Raw genomic sequence first — 14,422 nt, forward strand, 5'->3', positions numbered from 1 at the left:
CTGCGCTTCAGCCCGCTGCGGCAGGAGGTTCGGTGGCGGCTTTGTCAGCTCCCTCGCTGGCTTGTGCTGCCGGCTCCGGCGCCTTCTCGGTGACGGTGCTGTTCGCCTCCAGCCACTCCAGCAGCTTCTCGCGCAGCAGGTCGTCGGCCACGGCCAGCCGCAGCCGCTCGGGGTCGATCGTGCTGGTGTCGCTGAAGCCCTTGCTCACCTCCTTCACCTTGGCGTCAATGACGGCCGGCTCCACCGCGATCGTTTCGGCCTCGGCCAGAGCCTGCAGGGCGAAGGTGCGCTTCAGCCGCTGCACCGCCTCAGGACGGGAGGTGTCCATCAGGCTGCGAACCAGCTCCTGGGTGAACAGCTTCTTGACGTCCATGCCCTGCTGAGCGATCTGGCTGGCCGTCTGCTCGATCAAGGAGCGCACTTCCTGCTGGATCAGACTTTCGGGCAGCTCCACCTCCAGCTGCTCCACCAGTGCATTGAGCAGGGCTTCCTGGCGGCCGTTGCGGGCGCGCCGTTCGGCGTCATCGCGCAGCCTGGTCTCCAGGTCGGCCCGCATCTCGGCCACGGTGGCCTTGTCACTGGCTTCCTGGGCGAAGGCATCGTCGAGGGCGGGCAGTTCGCGGGTCTTGAGGTCGCTGAGCGTGATCGCGAAGCTGGCGGCCCGGCCGCGCGCGTCTTCCTGGGGGTAGTCGTCGGGGAACTGGCAGCTGACCTGGCGCTCCTCGCCGATGGTCATGCCGAGGATGCCTTCCACGAATCCGGGGATCATGCGGCCATCGTCGAGCTCCACCTCCAGGGCTTCGGCGGTACCGCCCACGATCGGCTCACCGGTGTCGGCGTAGCTGCCGCTGAAGCTCACCACCGCCACATCGCCGCTGGCGGCGGGCCGGCCTTCCACCGGCACCAGGGTGGCCCGCTGGCGGCGGGATTGCTCGATCAGTTCATCGATGCGGGCCGGGTCGAAACTGACCGCTTCCGCTTCGGCCGTCAGGCCGGTGGTGGCCTTCAGGCTGGGGGTGGGCTGCACATCAAGTTCCAGGGTGAGCACCAGGGCATCCCCGGGGTTGAAGCGCTCCAGCAGCGCCTCGAAGCCTTCGCTCAGTTCGGGGCTGCTGAGCGCCTCGATCTTTTCCTGAGCGAGCGCATCGCGCCAGACGCTGTCGACCAGGTCTTCGAGGGCGGTGGCGCGGATCCGCAGCGGACCGATCTGCTGCAGCAGCACTGGCCGCGGCACCTTGCCGGGCCGGAACCCCGGCAGGCGCACGCTGCGGCTCAGCTTGTTGACCGCCGCTTCGTAGCTGGCCTGGGAACGGCCGCCAGGGATCTCCACTTCCAGGGCCAACCGGCTGCCGGGGAGGGGGCTGGTCTTGACCTTCAAAGCAGAGCTCATGGACGAACCGGCTGGACCGGCGGGGCAGGGCAGCTCCCGATACTAGAAACTCGCCTCTCCCCCCTATGGACCGGGCAGAGGCCGCCCCAGGCAGCCCCATCCTTGTTCGCCAAAGCGATGGGGTCCGGGTAAGGTGATCGGGACGACAAACAGATCCATATCCCCATCCGGTTCGATGCCGGCTGGAAACGCTCTTCTCGTAAAGCCCGAGGCCAGGCCGTTTCCACCCCGTCTGAATCGCCGCACTTGCTGCACAGAGTTTTCACACCCCACTGCTCTCCTCACCTTTCCCTTTTCGTCTGTCTTCGTTTCCCTCGCTTCGTCGGTCGGCCCACTCCGTTCTCTTTCCAAGCGCTCGTTGCAAGGCCCAGCCGCTGCCTCCTGATCCGTTTCGGCTCCACCCCGTCTGAATCCATTTTCGTCTGCTGCTCCGTTCTCCCCCGCTACGTTGTCCACCGCACCATCCGCCTCCTTTCTGAATCGCCAGCCGCTCACCGTCGCCGTACTCGGCGCCACCGGTGCGGTGGGCTGTGAGCTGCTTGAGCTGCTGGAGGAACGCCAGTTCCCGGTGGCCGAGCTGCGCCTGCTGGCCTCCCCCCGCTCCGCTGGCCGCAGCCTCACCTGGCGGGGCCAGGCGCTCACCGTCCAGCCGGTCGCCCCGGACGCCTTCGAAGGGGTGGACCTGGTCCTGGCCTCTGCGGGCGGCTCCATCTCCCGGCAGTGGGCGCCGGTGGCGGTGGCGGCCGGCGCCGTGGTGATCGACAACTCCAGCGCGTTCCGCCTGGATGAGGATGTGCCGCTGGTGGTGCCCGAAGTGAATCCGGCGGCGGCGTTCGCCCACCGGGGCATCGTGGCCAATCCCAACTGCACCACGATCCTGCTCACCCTGGCCCTGGCTCCTCTTCAGGCCCGGCGTCCGATCCGGCGTGTCGTGGTGAGCACCTACCAATCGGCCAGCGGCGCGGGAGCCCGGGCGATGGAGGAGCTGCGCGCGCTCAGCCGCACCGTGCTCGATGGTGGCCAGCCCGTGAGCACGGTGCTGCCCCACTCGCTCGCCTTCAACCTCTTCCTGCACAACTCGCCGCTGCAGGGCAACGGTTACTGCGAGGAGGAGCTGAAGATGGTCAATGAAACCCGCAAGATCATGCAGCTGCCGCAGCTGCGCCTCACCGCCACCTGCGTGCGCGTGCCCGTGCTCAGGGCCCATTCGGAGGCGGTGAACATCGAGTTCGAAGAGCCCTTCCCCCCCGAGGAGGCCCGTGCCCTGCTGGCGGCGGCACCCGGTGTGGAGCTGATCGAGGATTTCGATGCCAACCGTTTCCCCATGCCCACCGATGTGACCGGCAGGGATCCTGTGGCGATCGGTCGGCTGCGCCAGGACATCAGCGATCCACATGCGCTGGAGCTCTGGCTCTGTGGCGATCAGATCCGCAAGGGGGCCGCGCTCAACGCCATCCAGATCGCCGAGCTGCTGTTCGACCCGTCCCGCCAGCCCCCAGGCGGCAGGGCCGAGCCCTCCGCGGCAACACCATCCCGCGCGCAATCCCTTGCAGGAGGTGCCGGTTGACACTGGTTGCCGCGCCTTTCGGCCGGGTGCTCACCGCCATGGTCACGCCGTTCGCGGCCGATGGCTCCCTTGATCTCGATCTGGCTGCCCGCCTGGCGGTGCACCTGGTCGCCCATGGCTCCGACGGTCTGGTGGTGTGCGGCACCACCGGCGAATCCCCCACGCTCAGCTGGGATGAGCAGCATCAGCTGTTCCAGGCTGTGAAGGAGGCGGTGGGACCCGGCGCCAAGGTGCTCGCCGGCACCGGCAGCAACTGCACGGCTGAGGCCGTGGAGGCGATCTCCCAGGCGGCCGCGCTCGGTGCCGACGGTGCCCTGGTGGTGGTGCCTTACTACAACAAACCGCCCCAGGAGGGGCTCGAGGCCCACTTCCGGGCCGTCGCCAGCGCCGTGCCGGAGCTGCCGATCATGCTCTACAACATCCCCGGCCGCACTTCCTGCAGCCTGGCCCCGGAGACCACCGAGCGGCTGATGGATCTGCCCAACGTGGTGAGCTACAAGGCCGCCAGTGGCAGCACCGACGAAGTCACCCAGCTAAGGGTCCGCTGCGGCTCGGCCCTGGCAATCTACAGCGGCGACGATGCCCTCACCCTGCCGATGCTGGCGCTCGGGGCTGTGGGTGTGGTGAGCGTGGCCAGCCATCTGGTGGGCCCCCAGATCCGGCAGATGATCACCGCCTTCCATGCCGGTGACCATGCCACCGCCCAGGCGCTGCACGAGCAGATGATGCCGCTGTGCCGGGCGCTGTTCTCCAGTACCAATCCCATTCCGGTCAAGGCCGCCCTGCAGCTTGAAGGCTGGCCCGTGGGCGCCCCCCGACTTCCTCTTGTTTCTGCCGACAGCGATGTGCGTGAACGATTGACCACGGCCCTGGCCGCCCTGCGTCCCACGTGACGCCAAGGCTCCCCTCCGGCATGGCCTCGCCCGGAACTCCTGCTTCAGCTTCACCGCACCAGACCACAACATCTGCTCCACAGCTCCATCCCCCTTCGTTCCGGATCTGATCCGGAGACACCCCTGATGACCTCAAGCACCAACGGCAAACAACCCTGTCTCCGAGTGATTCCCCTCGGCGGCCTGCACGAGATCGGCAAGAACACCTGCGTGTTCGAGTACGGCGATGACCTGATGCTGGTGGATGCCGGCCTGGCCTTCCCCAGCGACGGCATGCACGGCGTGAACGTGGTGCTGCCCGACACCAGCTATCTGCGCGAAAACCAGAAGCGCATCCGCGGCATGATCGTGACCCACGGTCACGAAGATCACATCGGTGGCATTCCGCATCACCTCAAGAACTTCAACATCCCCGTGATCTACGGGCCGCGGCTGGCGATGTCCATGCTGCAGGGGAAAATGGAGGAGGCAGCGGTCACCGATCGCACCGTCATCCAAACCGTGAGCCCCCGCGATGTGGTGAAGGTGGGGCAGCATTTCAAGGTGGAGTTCATCCGCAACACCCACTCGATCGCTGACAGCTTCAGCCTTGCGATCACCACCCCCGTGGGCGTGGTGGTGTTCACCGGCGATTTCAAGTTCGACCACACCCCGGTGGATGGCGAATACTTCGACATCCAGCGCATGGCCCATTACGGCGAGCAGGGCGTGCTCTGCCTGTTCAGCGACTCCACCAATGCCGAGATTCCCGGCTTCACCCCGCCCGAGCGGGCTGTGTTCCCGAATCTGGATCGACACTTCGCCAATGCCGAAGGGCGGGTGATCGTCACCACCTTCGCCAGCTCGGTGCATCGGGTGTCGATGATTCTGGAGCTGGCCATGAAGCACGGCCGCAAGGTGGGCCTGCTGGGCCGCTCCATGCTCAACGTGATCGCCAAGGCGCGCGAGCTGGGCTATATCCGCTGCCCCGATGAGCTGTTCGTACCGATCAAGCAGATCCGTGATCTGCCCGACCGTGAAACCCTGCTGCTGATGACCGGCAGCCAGGGTGAACCCCTCGCTGCCCTGAGCCGCATCTCCCGTGGCGAGCACCCGCAGGTGCAGGTGAAATCCACCGACACGATCATCTTCTCGGCCAGCCCGATCCCCGGCAACACCATCTCAGTGGTGAACACCATCGACCGGCTGATGATGATGGGGGCGAAGGTTGTGTACGGCAAAGGCGAGGGCATCCACGTGTCCGGACACGGTTGCCAGGAGGATCACAAGTTGATGCTGGCGCTTACCCGGCCGAAGTTCTTCGTGCCCGTCCACGGTGAGCACCGCATGCTCGTATGCCACTCCAGGACGGCCCAGTCGATGGGGGTCCCCGCCGACAACATCCTCATCATCGACAACGGCGATGTGGTGGAACTCACCCCCGACCGCATCCACAAAGGGGAACCGGTGAAGGCCGGCATTGAGCTGCTCGATGCCTCCCGCAACGGCATCGTCGACGCTCGTGTGCTCAAGGAGCGCCAGCAGCTGGCTGAAGACGGGGTGATCACCCTGCTCACCGTGATCAGCACCGATGGCGTGATGGCGGCCCCGCCGCGGGTGAACCTGCGCGGCGTGGTCACCACAGCCGATGCCCGCAAGCTCTCGGTCTGGGCCGAGCGTGAGATCACCTGGGTGCTGGAGAACCGCTGGAATCAGCTCTCCCGCAACAGCGGCGGCAAGGCACCCGATGTGGATTGGGTGGGCGTGCAGCGCGAGATCGAAGTGGGGCTGCAGCGCCGGCTGCGCCGCGAGCTGCAGGTGGAGCCGCTGATCATCTGTCTGGTCCAGCCGGCTCCTGGTGGCACGCCCGCCTACAAGGGCCGCGCCGATGCCGAGCCCGACACCCGGCCGGCTCCCCGCACCGTGCGGCACCAGAGCCGCGAGGTGGTGCGGGATGGTGCGGTGCGCACGGCCCCGGCGGCTGCCGCCACGCCAGCTCGCCAACTCGCCGTGGCCGCACCAGCGGCCGCCGTCGTCAAGGAGGAGCCTCAGGCAGAGCGCCGCGAGGAACCTGAAATGCCCGCCAACCGGGTGCGCCGCCGCCGTTCCACCGCCGCGGGCTGACGCCGCCGCCGGGTGGTGCTGGGCCTCAGTCCAGCACCACCCGCAGCAGTCCTTTCATCAGCTCCGCTTCCTCTTCGGGGCTGATTTCCAGCGGAGGCAGGGACGTGCGCCCCGCATCGGCGGTCCAGCGGGTTGCTGGCGTGGTGTCTTCCACCACCCTCACGTTCACGGTTTCGATGGGGGGCGGAACTGGCAGCACCGTCTCGATCGCCAGTCTGCTGCTGCCGGAGGCCGCACCCTGGGCAGAGCCGCCCTTCGGGGTCGTGGGCATGAACGGCAGCGAGCTGTACGCGCTTGCCTCGAGGTCGAGCAGCTCCGCCTCCTCGTCGTCCCCGTTACCGCTCAGCCAGGGCATGGCGGCGTTGCCGCCGGTCTTTGGCTTGGTCGGTCGATCACGAACATGCCCCGGCGCGGACTCACTGGCCTGTTGTTGCAACGCCTTCTCGGTGAGCTCCACCCCCTGCGCCGCCAGGTCGCGGTAGATGGGGTCGAGGGCGTTGTCGAGCACGTTGTGGTACAGCTGCCCGGCGCGCAGCGGCTGCTGCAGCCCATAGAAATTGATGTGGCCGAGCAGCAGCTTGAGGCGGAGCACCTGGGGACGGTTCCCCGTGCCTTCCACTTCCTCCATCAACGCTTCGGCGCCGGACAGGGCTTCGTCGTAGCGTCCCTCGCTGTAGGCCAGCTCCACCATGCCGTAGTTGCGATCGAAGCTGGCCTGATCGAAAACGTCGGACATCAGTGGGGGGTGGTGTGGAGGGTCGAAGCCGATGCTGGATCGGTGCGGCTGACTGACCGCTCCAGTGTGAGCGTTGCGCGCCCCCACACCAGCCGCCAGCCCTCGGCAAGATCCAGGCTGCCAGCCCCGCGCTCCGGCGGCAACCGCTGCCTCAGACGCTCCAGCTGGGAGCTCAGCGGCCCGGAGCCCGTTTCCCGCTCGATCCAGTGGTGCAGCACCGCCCGCTGAGTGGCCGCCGACAGACCGGCAAGGGCGGCACGCCTGAGCGTGCGGGGGCTGTCAGGCTCGCTGAGCGCTGCGATGCTGAGGGCCAGCAGCTCGCTCTGCAGCGCCTGGCCGTGCTCCAGCCGTTCGGCCAGGGCGTTCATGCGCCGGCTGGCCCCGGGATGCAGCTCCTCCAGCACCGGCAGCACCTGATGGCGGATGCGGTTGCGGCTGAAGCGAGGATCCGTGTTGCTGGAGTCGGGCCACACGGGCAGGCCACGGTCTGCGCAGAACCGCTCCGTTTCCTGACGCATCAGCCCCAGCAGCGGCCGGGCGATCTGAACAGTGCCGCTGCTGGGACGCAGGCGTCTCAGGCTCGCCAGACCCCGCAGATGGGTGCCGCGGGCCAGGTGCAGAAGCATGGTTTCGGCGCGGTCGCTGGCGGTGTGGCCCGTGGCCACCCGGCGGCAACCCAGCCGCAGCGCCTGGTGCTGCAAGCAGTGGTAACGCCATTCCCGTGCCTCCGCTTCCGAGGCCAGCGCTCGGTCAGGGGTGGCCAGCTCCAGCGGCAACTGCTGCTGCCTGGCCCAGGCGGCAAGCTCCCGGGCCTGGCTGCTGGCTTCGGGGCGCCAGCCGTGATCGCCGTGCCAGAGATGGAGTTGCCAGTGGTGCAGGCGGCGCAGGTCAAGCAGCAGCCCGGTCATCGCCATCGAATCCTGCCCGCCGGAAACCGCCAGCAGCAGCCGCTCCCCCGGTGGCAGCAGCTCGGGCAGCAGCAGCAGGGTCCGGTGCAGGCGCAGGTGAAGAGGGCTCCACGGGGAGGCGGCAGCTGGCGGCTCCCCGTGCATGGCGGGTGGGACAATGCCAGTCATCCGCTGCCCCCGCCGATGTCCCGTCTTGCCAGTCTGCCCGCTGCTCTGCAAGCTTCGCTGGCCTCGCGGCGGATGCTGAAGGTGATCGCGGGCCTCACCAATCGCGACACGGCCTCGGTGGCGGCGGTGAGCCGGGCGGCGGGCGCTGGCGGCGCCGATTTGATCGACGTGGCCTGTGACCCCGAGCTGGTCCGGCTGGCGACGGCGGCCTCCGGTCTGCCGATCTGCGCCTCGGCGGTCGACCCCGAGCTGTTCCCCGCGGTGGTCGCCGCCGGCGCCGCCATGGTGGAGATCGGCAATTTCGATGCCTTCTATCCGCTCGGCCGCCGCTTCGGTGCCGAGGAGGTGATCGCCCTCACCCGCCGCACCCGGCAGTTACTTCCCGACGTGGTGCTGTCTGTCACCGTGCCGCACATCCTGCCGCTGGACCAGCAGGAGCAGCTGGCAGTGGTCCTGGCGGCCGAAGGCGCTGACATCATCCAGACCGAAGGCGGCACCAGTGCCCTCCCCCACAGCGCCGGCATCCTCGGCCTGATCGAGAAGGCGGCACCCACCCTGGCGGCGGCCCACACGATCAGCCGCGCCGTCCCCCTGCCGGTGCTGTGCGCCTCCGGCCTCTCGGCCGTCAGCCTGCCGCTGGCGATCGCCGCCGGCGCCAGCGGCGTGGGCGTGGGCTCGGCCATCAACCGCCTCCACGACGACCTGGCGATGCTTGCGGTGGTGCGCAGCCTGCGCGAGGCGCTCAACGGCGTTCCGGCAGCCGTTCATTGACCCGATTGGCCGTCTGGCCAAAGCTGGTGCCGCGACGGTTGGTTTGCCTGTCTCCTGGGCCATGAAGGAATGTGCCCAGCGCCCTATGCACCCCCTGGTGAGGTGGATAGGGTTCAGTGTCCGCATCTTTGAAGCATGGGAGCCTTTGTCTGGCTGCTGCAGTGGCCCATCCGCGCCGGCATCCTGCTGATCGTGGCGGCTCTCCCCCTGGGGGTGGAGATGTCCAACTTCGGGACGGCCATGCTCTCTGCTGTGGTGATCGGCCTGCTGGGCACCCTGCTGGTGTGGCCGCTGAAACTGCTGCTCGCTCTCCCCTGGGCGGTCACCAGCCTGGGTGGATTGATCACCCCGGTGACCTTCCTGTTCAACTGGCTGATCACGATCATCCTGTTCGCCCTGGCGGCGTGGCTGATCCCGGGCTTCCGGCTGCGCGGTGGAGCGGTGAGTGCGATCTTCGGCGCCCTGGCCTACAGCATCCTCAGCACCTTGATTCTCGGCCTGCTGGGCCTCAATGTGAGCTTCACCCGTGCAGGTCTGCTGGCCGGGGCCGGGCTCAGCTGAAAACTGGCGGGCTCTGGGCGGCTCTCCGCCGCTTTACCCCTTGCGGCTTCCTTAGGATCAGCTGCTACCGGCAGGCCTGGCCTGGCATCCGAGCGGCATGCCCCGTTATCAGCTCACAGCCCCTTATGAACCCAAGGGGGATCAACCGACCGCCATCGAGACCCTCACCCGCGGCGTGGAGCAGGGGCAGCGTTTTCAGACCCTGCTGGGCGCCACCGGAACGGGCAAGACCTTCTCGATCGCGAATGTGATCGCCCGCACCGGCAGACCCGCCCTGGTGCTGGCCCATAACAAGACATTGGCGGCGCAGCTGTGCAACGAACTGCGCGAGTTCTTTCCAGAGAACGCCGTTGAGTATTTCATCTCCTATTACGACTACTACCAGCCCGAAGCCTACGTCCCTGTTTCTGATACCTACATCGCCAAGACGGCCTCGATCAACGAAGAGATCGACATGCTGCGGCACTCCGCCACCCGTTCGCTGTTCGAGCGCCGCGATGTGATCGTGGTTGCTTCGATCAGCTGCATCTATGGCCTTGGTATCCCCTCGGAATACCTCAAGGCAGCGGTGAAGTTCCAGGTGGGGGAGACGCTCAATCTGCGCGGTTCGCTGCGGGAGCTGGTGAACAACCAGTATTCCCGCAATGACCTGGAGGCGGGCCGCGGCCGCTTCCGGGTGAAGGGCGATGTGCTGGAGATCGGCCCCGCCTATGAAGACAGGCTCGTGCGCATTGAGCTGTTCGGGGATGAGGTGGAGGCGATCCGCTACGTGGACCCCACCACCGGTGAGATCCTCCAGAGCCTGGAGGCGGTGAACATCTACCCCGCCAAACACTTCGTGACCCCCAAAGATCGGCTCGAAGTGGCGATCGATGCGATTCGCACGGAGCTACGCGATCGTCTCGAGGTGCTGCATGCGCAGGGCAAGCTGCTGGAGGCCCAGCGCCTCGAGCAGCGCACCACCTACGACCTTGAAATGCTCAAGGAAGTGGGCTACTGCAACGGTGTGGAGAACTATGCCCGCCACCTCGCGGGCCGCCAGGCCGGCACTCCGCCCGAATGCCTGATCGATTACTTCCCCGACGACTGGCTGCTGGTGGTGGATGAAAGCCATGTCACCTGCTCCCAGCTGCATGCCATGTACAACGGCGACCAGGCACGCAAGCAGGTGCTGATCGACCACGGCTTTCGCCTGCCCAGCGCCGCTGACAACCGCCCGCTCAAGGCGGAGGAGTTCTGGGAAAAGGCCCGCCAGACCATCTTCGTGTCTGCCACTCCGGGACAATGGGAGATCCAGCAGAGCGAGGGCCACATCGCCCAGCAGGTGATTCGCCCCACGGGCGTGCTGGATCCGATCGTGGAGGTGCGCCCCACCGAGGGGCAGGTGGATGATCTGCTGGCTGAAATCCGGGTGCGGGCGGAGCGCTCGGAGCGCAGCCTGATCACCACGCTCACCAAGCGCATGGCGGAGGATCTCACCGATTACCTGGCCGAGAATGGGGTGCGGGTGCGCTATCTCCACTCCGAGATCCACTCGATCGAGCGCATCGAGATCATCCAGGATCTCCGCAATGGCGCGTTCGATGCTCTGGTAGGTGTGAATCTATTGCGAGAAGGGCTCGATCTTCCGGAAGTGTCGCTGGTGGCGATTCTCGATGCCGATAAGGAAGGCTTCCTGCGGGCAGAACGCTCCTTGATCCAGACGATCGGCCGCGCCGCCCGCCATGTGAGTGGGGTGGCGTTGCTCTATGGCGACAACCTCACCGATTCGATGGCGAAGGCTATTTCCGAAACCGAGCGGCGGCGTGCCATCCAGCATGCCTACAACGAAGAGCACGGCATCACCCCCACCCCCGCCGGCAAGCGGGCCGGCAACTCGATCCTGGCCTACCTGGAGGTGTCCCGCCGCCTCAACGACGATCAGCTGGAGCAGGCCGTGGAGCTGGCTGTTCACAACGAAGCCCCGCTCGAAGCGCTTCCGGAGCTGATCACCCAGCTGGAGGAAAAGATGAAAACGGCCGCCAAGAACCTCGACTTCGAAGAAGCGGCCAACCTGCGCGATCGCATCAAGCAGTTGCGTCAGAAACTGGTGGGTCATCACTGAGCCCTGCTGCGATCAGCTGGTCAACGCCCGGAGGCCTTCAGCACGGTTTTGATCGTTTTGGCGAGGATCAGCAGATCCAGCCAGATGCTGCCGTTGCGTAGGTAGTAGAGGTCGTAGCTGAGCTTCAGCTGCGCATCCTCCACGCTGGAGCTGTAGGGCATGTTCACCTGGGCCCAGCCGCTCAGGCCCGGGCGGATCCAGTGCCGCAGCCGGTAGTGGGGGATGCGCTGCTCCAGCTCCCCTTCCAGCTCCGGCCGTTCCGGCCGTGGGCCGATCAGGCTCATCTCGCCGCGCAGCACGTTCAGAAGCTGCGGAAGTTCATCGAGGCGGGTGCGCCGCAGCCACACACCCACCGGGGTGATGCGTTGATCATTGGGCTCCGACCACCTGGCCCCGCCCAGTTCCGCCTGTCGCACCATCGAGCGCAGCTTGATCACCTCAATGGCTTTGCCCATCAGGCCGGAGCGACGCTGGCGGTAGAACACAGGTCCGCCATCGCCCAGGCGGATCAGTGCCGCAGCCGGCAGCAGTAGGGGCGCAGCCAGCAGCAGCAGCAGCAGGCTGATGGCCACATCGGCGAAGCGCTTGAGCTGCCTCTCCACCGTGGGCTGACGCCCTTCGATCCGCCCGGAGAACAGCAGCCACTGGTGTCCCACCCACTGCGGCGGGATGCGCTGCAGCTCCTGCTCGGCCATCTCGGCCAGGGTGGTGAGTGGCCCGCCCAGCCAGGCCAGCTGCTCCGCCTGCCGCATCAGGGCGGGGTCGGCCTGCACACCCGGGCTGAGGGCGATGCCATCCAGCCCGCCCGGCAGCTGTTCACGGGCCATGGGATGGCCGTCCACCGGCGACGCCGGGGCGTGCGCATCCTGGATGGCCAGTGCCGGTCTCCCCGCCTGGTGCCCCCACTCCCGCTCGATCGCCGCGATTTCCTCCGGCAGCGCCAGCACCCGCCAGTGGTCGTTGCCGGGGTGGCTGGACACCTGCCGGATCGCCAGCCGCACCAAGGCGCTCCACAGGGCCAGCAACACGAACAGCGGGATGAGGCTGCCGCGGTGCAGCACGGCTACAGCCGGGCCTGCCCGCACCAACCAGCCCAGCAGGGCGGCGGCACTGAGCGACACCGCGCTCGTGACCCCCAGCCGCAGGGCCAGGCGCATGCGGCGCATGTCGGCGCGGCGCAGCACGGTGTACGAACCGAACAGCCAGCCGAAGGTCCAGTAGAGCAAGACCAGGATCAGCAGCAGGCCGGCGCTCGGGTCGCTCGGCGCCTGGCGCGCCCGGCCGATCAGCAACGCCAGCACGACGAGGCCGGCGGCATCAAGCCCCGCCGCCAGGGCCAGCCAACGACGGGTGGAGAGCCAGTGCACCTAGGCGCCTGCGGGGAGGGCGGCGTCGTGGCTGCCGGGAGCCTCGCTGCCCTGCGCCTGATGGCTGGCCTCGCCCCCAAGCGCGAAGCAGGCGTGCACCACCTGCAGGGCCTTGACGCCATCGTCTTCGGCCACCACGCAGCTGGTGCGGATCTCGCTGGTGGCGATCATCTCGATGTTGATGCCCGCTGCCGCCAGGGCCCGGAACATGCGGCCCGCCGTGCCGGGTGTGCAGGGCATGCCGGCGCCCACGGCGCTGACCCGGGCGATAGCGCTGCCCTGCTCGAAGCTCGCTTCCGGCCACTGCAGCAGCAGCGGTTGCAGTGCCTGGCGGGCCCGCGCCAGATCCTCCCGTCGCAGCGTGAAGCTCATGTCGCGGCTGCGGGTGGGCCCTTCCCCGCGGGTGCGCTCCGACTGCACGATCGTGTCGAGGCTGATGCCCGCATCCGCCAGGCTGCGGCAGACGGCGGCGGCGGTGCCGGGCCGATCGGGCACCTGCCGCACGGCCACCTGGGCCTGATCCCGGTCGAGGGCCACGCCCCGCACAGCGGGATCGTTGACCCTGCAGGGCAGCGGGTTCTGGCGCAGCTGGTGGTCCTGCAGCTCGAACACTTCGGCAGCGGCCCGCAGCGCCCGGTGGCCCTGGCTGCCGTCCACCAGGCAACTCACCTTCACCTCGCTGGTGGCGATCATGCGCAGGTTGATGCCGTAGCGCGCCAGGGTGTCGAACAGGCGCGCGGCAATGCCTGGCCGCCCCATGATCCCGGCTCCGGAGATGCTCAGCTTGGCCAGGCCCGCCTCGCTGCTCAGGGCCGTGTCGTCGGCCTGGAGATCGCCGAGCAGAGCGCGGCACACCGTGAGTGAGGCCTCCAGCTGATCCTCCGCCACGGTGAAGGCGATGTCGTTGGTGGTGCCGTCATGGGTCGATTGCACGATCAGATCCACGTTCAGGCCGGCGGCCGAGAGGGCCTCGAACAGCAGGGCGGCCACACCGGGCCGGTCGGGCACGCGGGTGAGGGCCAGCACCGCCTGGCGCTCCTCGAGATCGGCGCCATCGACAGGACGACCCAGTTCCAGCCCACCGCTGCCGATCGGGCGCGGCGGGCCACTGGTGAGCCGGGTGCCGGGGGCCTCGCTCCAACTGGAGCGCACCACCAGCGGCACGCCGTAGTTGCGGGCGATCTCCACCGCCCGTGGGTGCAACACCGAGGCGCCGAGGCTGGCCAGCTCCAGCATCTCGTCGCAGCTCACCTGCTCCATCAGCTGGGCATCCGCCACCTTGCGGGGGTCGGTGGTGAGCACGCCCGGCACATCGGTGTAGATCTCGCACACCGACGCCGCCAGCGCCGCCGCCAGCGCCACGGCCGAGGTGTCGGAGCCGCCGCGGCCCAGGGTGGTGATCTCCGGCGTACCGGCGCTGCCGCTGCTGGTGCCCTGGAAGCCGGCCACCACCACCACCTGGCCCTCCTCCAGCAACCGCTCGATGCGGTCGGTGCGCACCTCCAGGATCCGCGCGCGCCCGTAGGACGACTCGGTGACGATCCCCACCTGAGCGCCGGTCATCGACACGGCCGGCACGCCGATCGCCTGCAGCGCCATCGCCAGCAGGGCGATCGACACCTGCTCACCGGTGGCCAGCAGCATGTCCATCTCCCGCTGGGGAGGGGTGGTGGTGATGGCCCGGGCCAGGCCGGTGAGTTCGTCGGTGGTGTGGCCCATGGCCGACACCACGATCACCAGATCGTGGCCCTCCTCGCGGCTGGCGGCGATGCGACGCGCCACGGCCTGCAGGCGTTCCACGCTGCCGACGGAGGTGCCCCCGAACTTCTGAACCAGCAGGGCCATCCCGGTGCG

Annotated in this window: 11 protein-coding genes; 6 read left to right on the top strand and 5 right to left on the bottom strand. The window is 67.9% G+C overall.

Going from position 1 to position 14,422, the window contains the following annotated elements; all coding sequences use genetic code 11:
• Positions 1-7 precede the first annotated feature (7 nt).
• Complete coding sequence (gene tig, locus KQ303_RS02675; protein WP_259729034.1) at positions 8-1,390, bottom strand: trigger factor; 1,383 nt, start codon at positions 1,388-1,390, stop codon at positions 8-10.
• Between the two features lie 448 nt (positions 1,391-1,838).
• Between tig and KQ303_RS02680 the strand changes: the two genes are divergently transcribed.
• The 3 genes from KQ303_RS02680 (at position 1,839) to KQ303_RS02690 (ending at position 5,953) form a co-directional block, all read left to right on the top strand.
• Positions 1,839-2,957, top strand: coding sequence for an aspartate-semialdehyde dehydrogenase (locus tag KQ303_RS02680; RefSeq protein WP_259729035.1), 1,119 nt, complete (start codon positions 1,839-1,841; stop codon positions 2,955-2,957).
• Positions 2,954-3,850: a 4-hydroxy-tetrahydrodipicolinate synthase gene (gene dapA / locus KQ303_RS02685; RefSeq protein ID WP_259729036.1), complete on the top strand. Its 897-nt coding sequence runs from the start codon at positions 2,954-2,956 to the stop codon at positions 3,848-3,850. The genes KQ303_RS02680 and dapA overlap by 4 nt, the downstream gene beginning before the upstream one ends.
• A gap of 126 nt (positions 3,851-3,976) precedes the next feature.
• On the top strand, positions 3,977-5,953 hold the full coding sequence (locus KQ303_RS02690) for a ribonuclease J (RefSeq protein ID WP_259729037.1): 1,977 nt from the start codon (positions 3,977-3,979) through the stop codon (positions 5,951-5,953).
• A 25-nt stretch (positions 5,954-5,978) separates the two neighbouring features.
• Here KQ303_RS02690 and KQ303_RS02695 read toward each other — a convergent pair whose 3' ends face one another.
• Positions 5,979-6,689: a hypothetical protein gene (locus KQ303_RS02695; protein WP_259729038.1), complete on the bottom strand. Its 711-nt coding sequence runs from the start codon at positions 6,687-6,689 to the stop codon at positions 5,979-5,981.
• Complete coding sequence (gene tilS, locus KQ303_RS02700) at positions 6,689-7,741, bottom strand: tRNA lysidine(34) synthetase TilS (RefSeq protein WP_259729039.1); 1,053 nt, start codon at positions 7,739-7,741, stop codon at positions 6,689-6,691. The genes KQ303_RS02695 and tilS overlap by 1 nt, the downstream gene beginning before the upstream one ends.
• A 39-nt stretch (positions 7,742-7,780) precedes the next feature.
• On the opposite strand from tilS, the gene KQ303_RS02705 reads away from it, so the two are divergent.
• The 3 genes from KQ303_RS02705 to uvrB all read left to right on the top strand — a co-directional run bounded on the left by KQ303_RS02705 (position 7,781) and on the right by uvrB (position 11,201).
• Positions 7,781-8,536, top strand: coding sequence for a DUF561 domain-containing protein (locus KQ303_RS02705; RefSeq protein WP_259729040.1), 756 nt, complete (start codon positions 7,781-7,783; stop codon positions 8,534-8,536).
• Between the two features lie 135 nt (positions 8,537-8,671).
• Positions 8,672-9,097, top strand: a complete 426-nt coding sequence (locus KQ303_RS02710; protein ID WP_259729041.1) for a phage holin family protein — start codon at positions 8,672-8,674, stop codon at positions 9,095-9,097.
• A 97-nt stretch (positions 9,098-9,194) separates the two neighbouring features.
• Positions 9,195-11,201, top strand: a complete 2,007-nt coding sequence (gene uvrB, locus KQ303_RS02715; RefSeq protein WP_259729042.1) for an excinuclease ABC subunit UvrB — start codon at positions 9,195-9,197, stop codon at positions 11,199-11,201.
• Positions 11,202-11,221: 20 nt separating this feature from the next.
• On the opposite strand, the gene KQ303_RS02720 is transcribed toward uvrB, so the two are convergent.
• Positions 11,222-12,568 carry an exopolysaccharide biosynthesis polyprenyl glycosylphosphotransferase gene (locus tag KQ303_RS02720; RefSeq protein ID WP_259729043.1) on the bottom strand — a complete coding sequence of 449 codons (1,347 nt, stop codon included), beginning with the start codon at positions 12,566-12,568 and terminating at the stop codon, positions 11,222-11,224.
• A complete protein-coding gene (locus KQ303_RS02725) occupies positions 12,569-14,413 on the bottom strand; it encodes an aspartate kinase (protein ID WP_259729044.1) in 1,845 nt (614 codons plus the stop codon).
• Between the last annotated feature and the right edge of the window lie 9 nt (positions 14,414-14,422).

The organism is Synechococcus sp. CS-1333, assembly GCF_025128015.1.
Classification (GTDB): Bacteria; Cyanobacteriota; Cyanobacteriia; order PCC-6307; family Cyanobiaceae; genus MW101C3.

Bases quoted from the DNA above. Each gene is read 5' to 3' on its own strand.
- tig (WP_259729034.1), bottom strand. From the start codon at position 1,390: ATGAGCTCTGCTTTGAAGGTCAAGACCAGCCCCCTCCCCGGCAGCCGG.
- KQ303_RS02690 (WP_259729037.1), top strand. From the start codon at position 3,977: ATGACCTCAAGCACCAACGGCAAACAACCCTGTCTCCGAGTGATTCCC.
- KQ303_RS02695 (WP_259729038.1), bottom strand. From the start codon at position 6,689: ATGTCCGACGTTTTCGATCAGGCCAGCTTCGATCGCAACTACGGCATG.
- tilS (WP_259729039.1), bottom strand. From the start codon at position 7,741: ATGCACGGGGAGCCGCCAGCTGCCGCCTCCCCGTGGAGCCCTCTTCAC.
- KQ303_RS02705 (WP_259729040.1), top strand. From the start codon at position 7,781: ATGTCCCGTCTTGCCAGTCTGCCCGCTGCTCTGCAAGCTTCGCTGGCC.
- KQ303_RS02710 (WP_259729041.1), top strand. From the start codon at position 8,672: ATGGGAGCCTTTGTCTGGCTGCTGCAGTGGCCCATCCGCGCCGGCATC.
- uvrB (WP_259729042.1), top strand. From the start codon at position 9,195: ATGCCCCGTTATCAGCTCACAGCCCCTTATGAACCCAAGGGGGATCAA.
- KQ303_RS02725 (WP_259729044.1), bottom strand. From the start codon at position 14,413: ATGGCCCTGCTGGTTCAGAAGTTCGGGGGCACCTCCGTCGGCAGCGTG.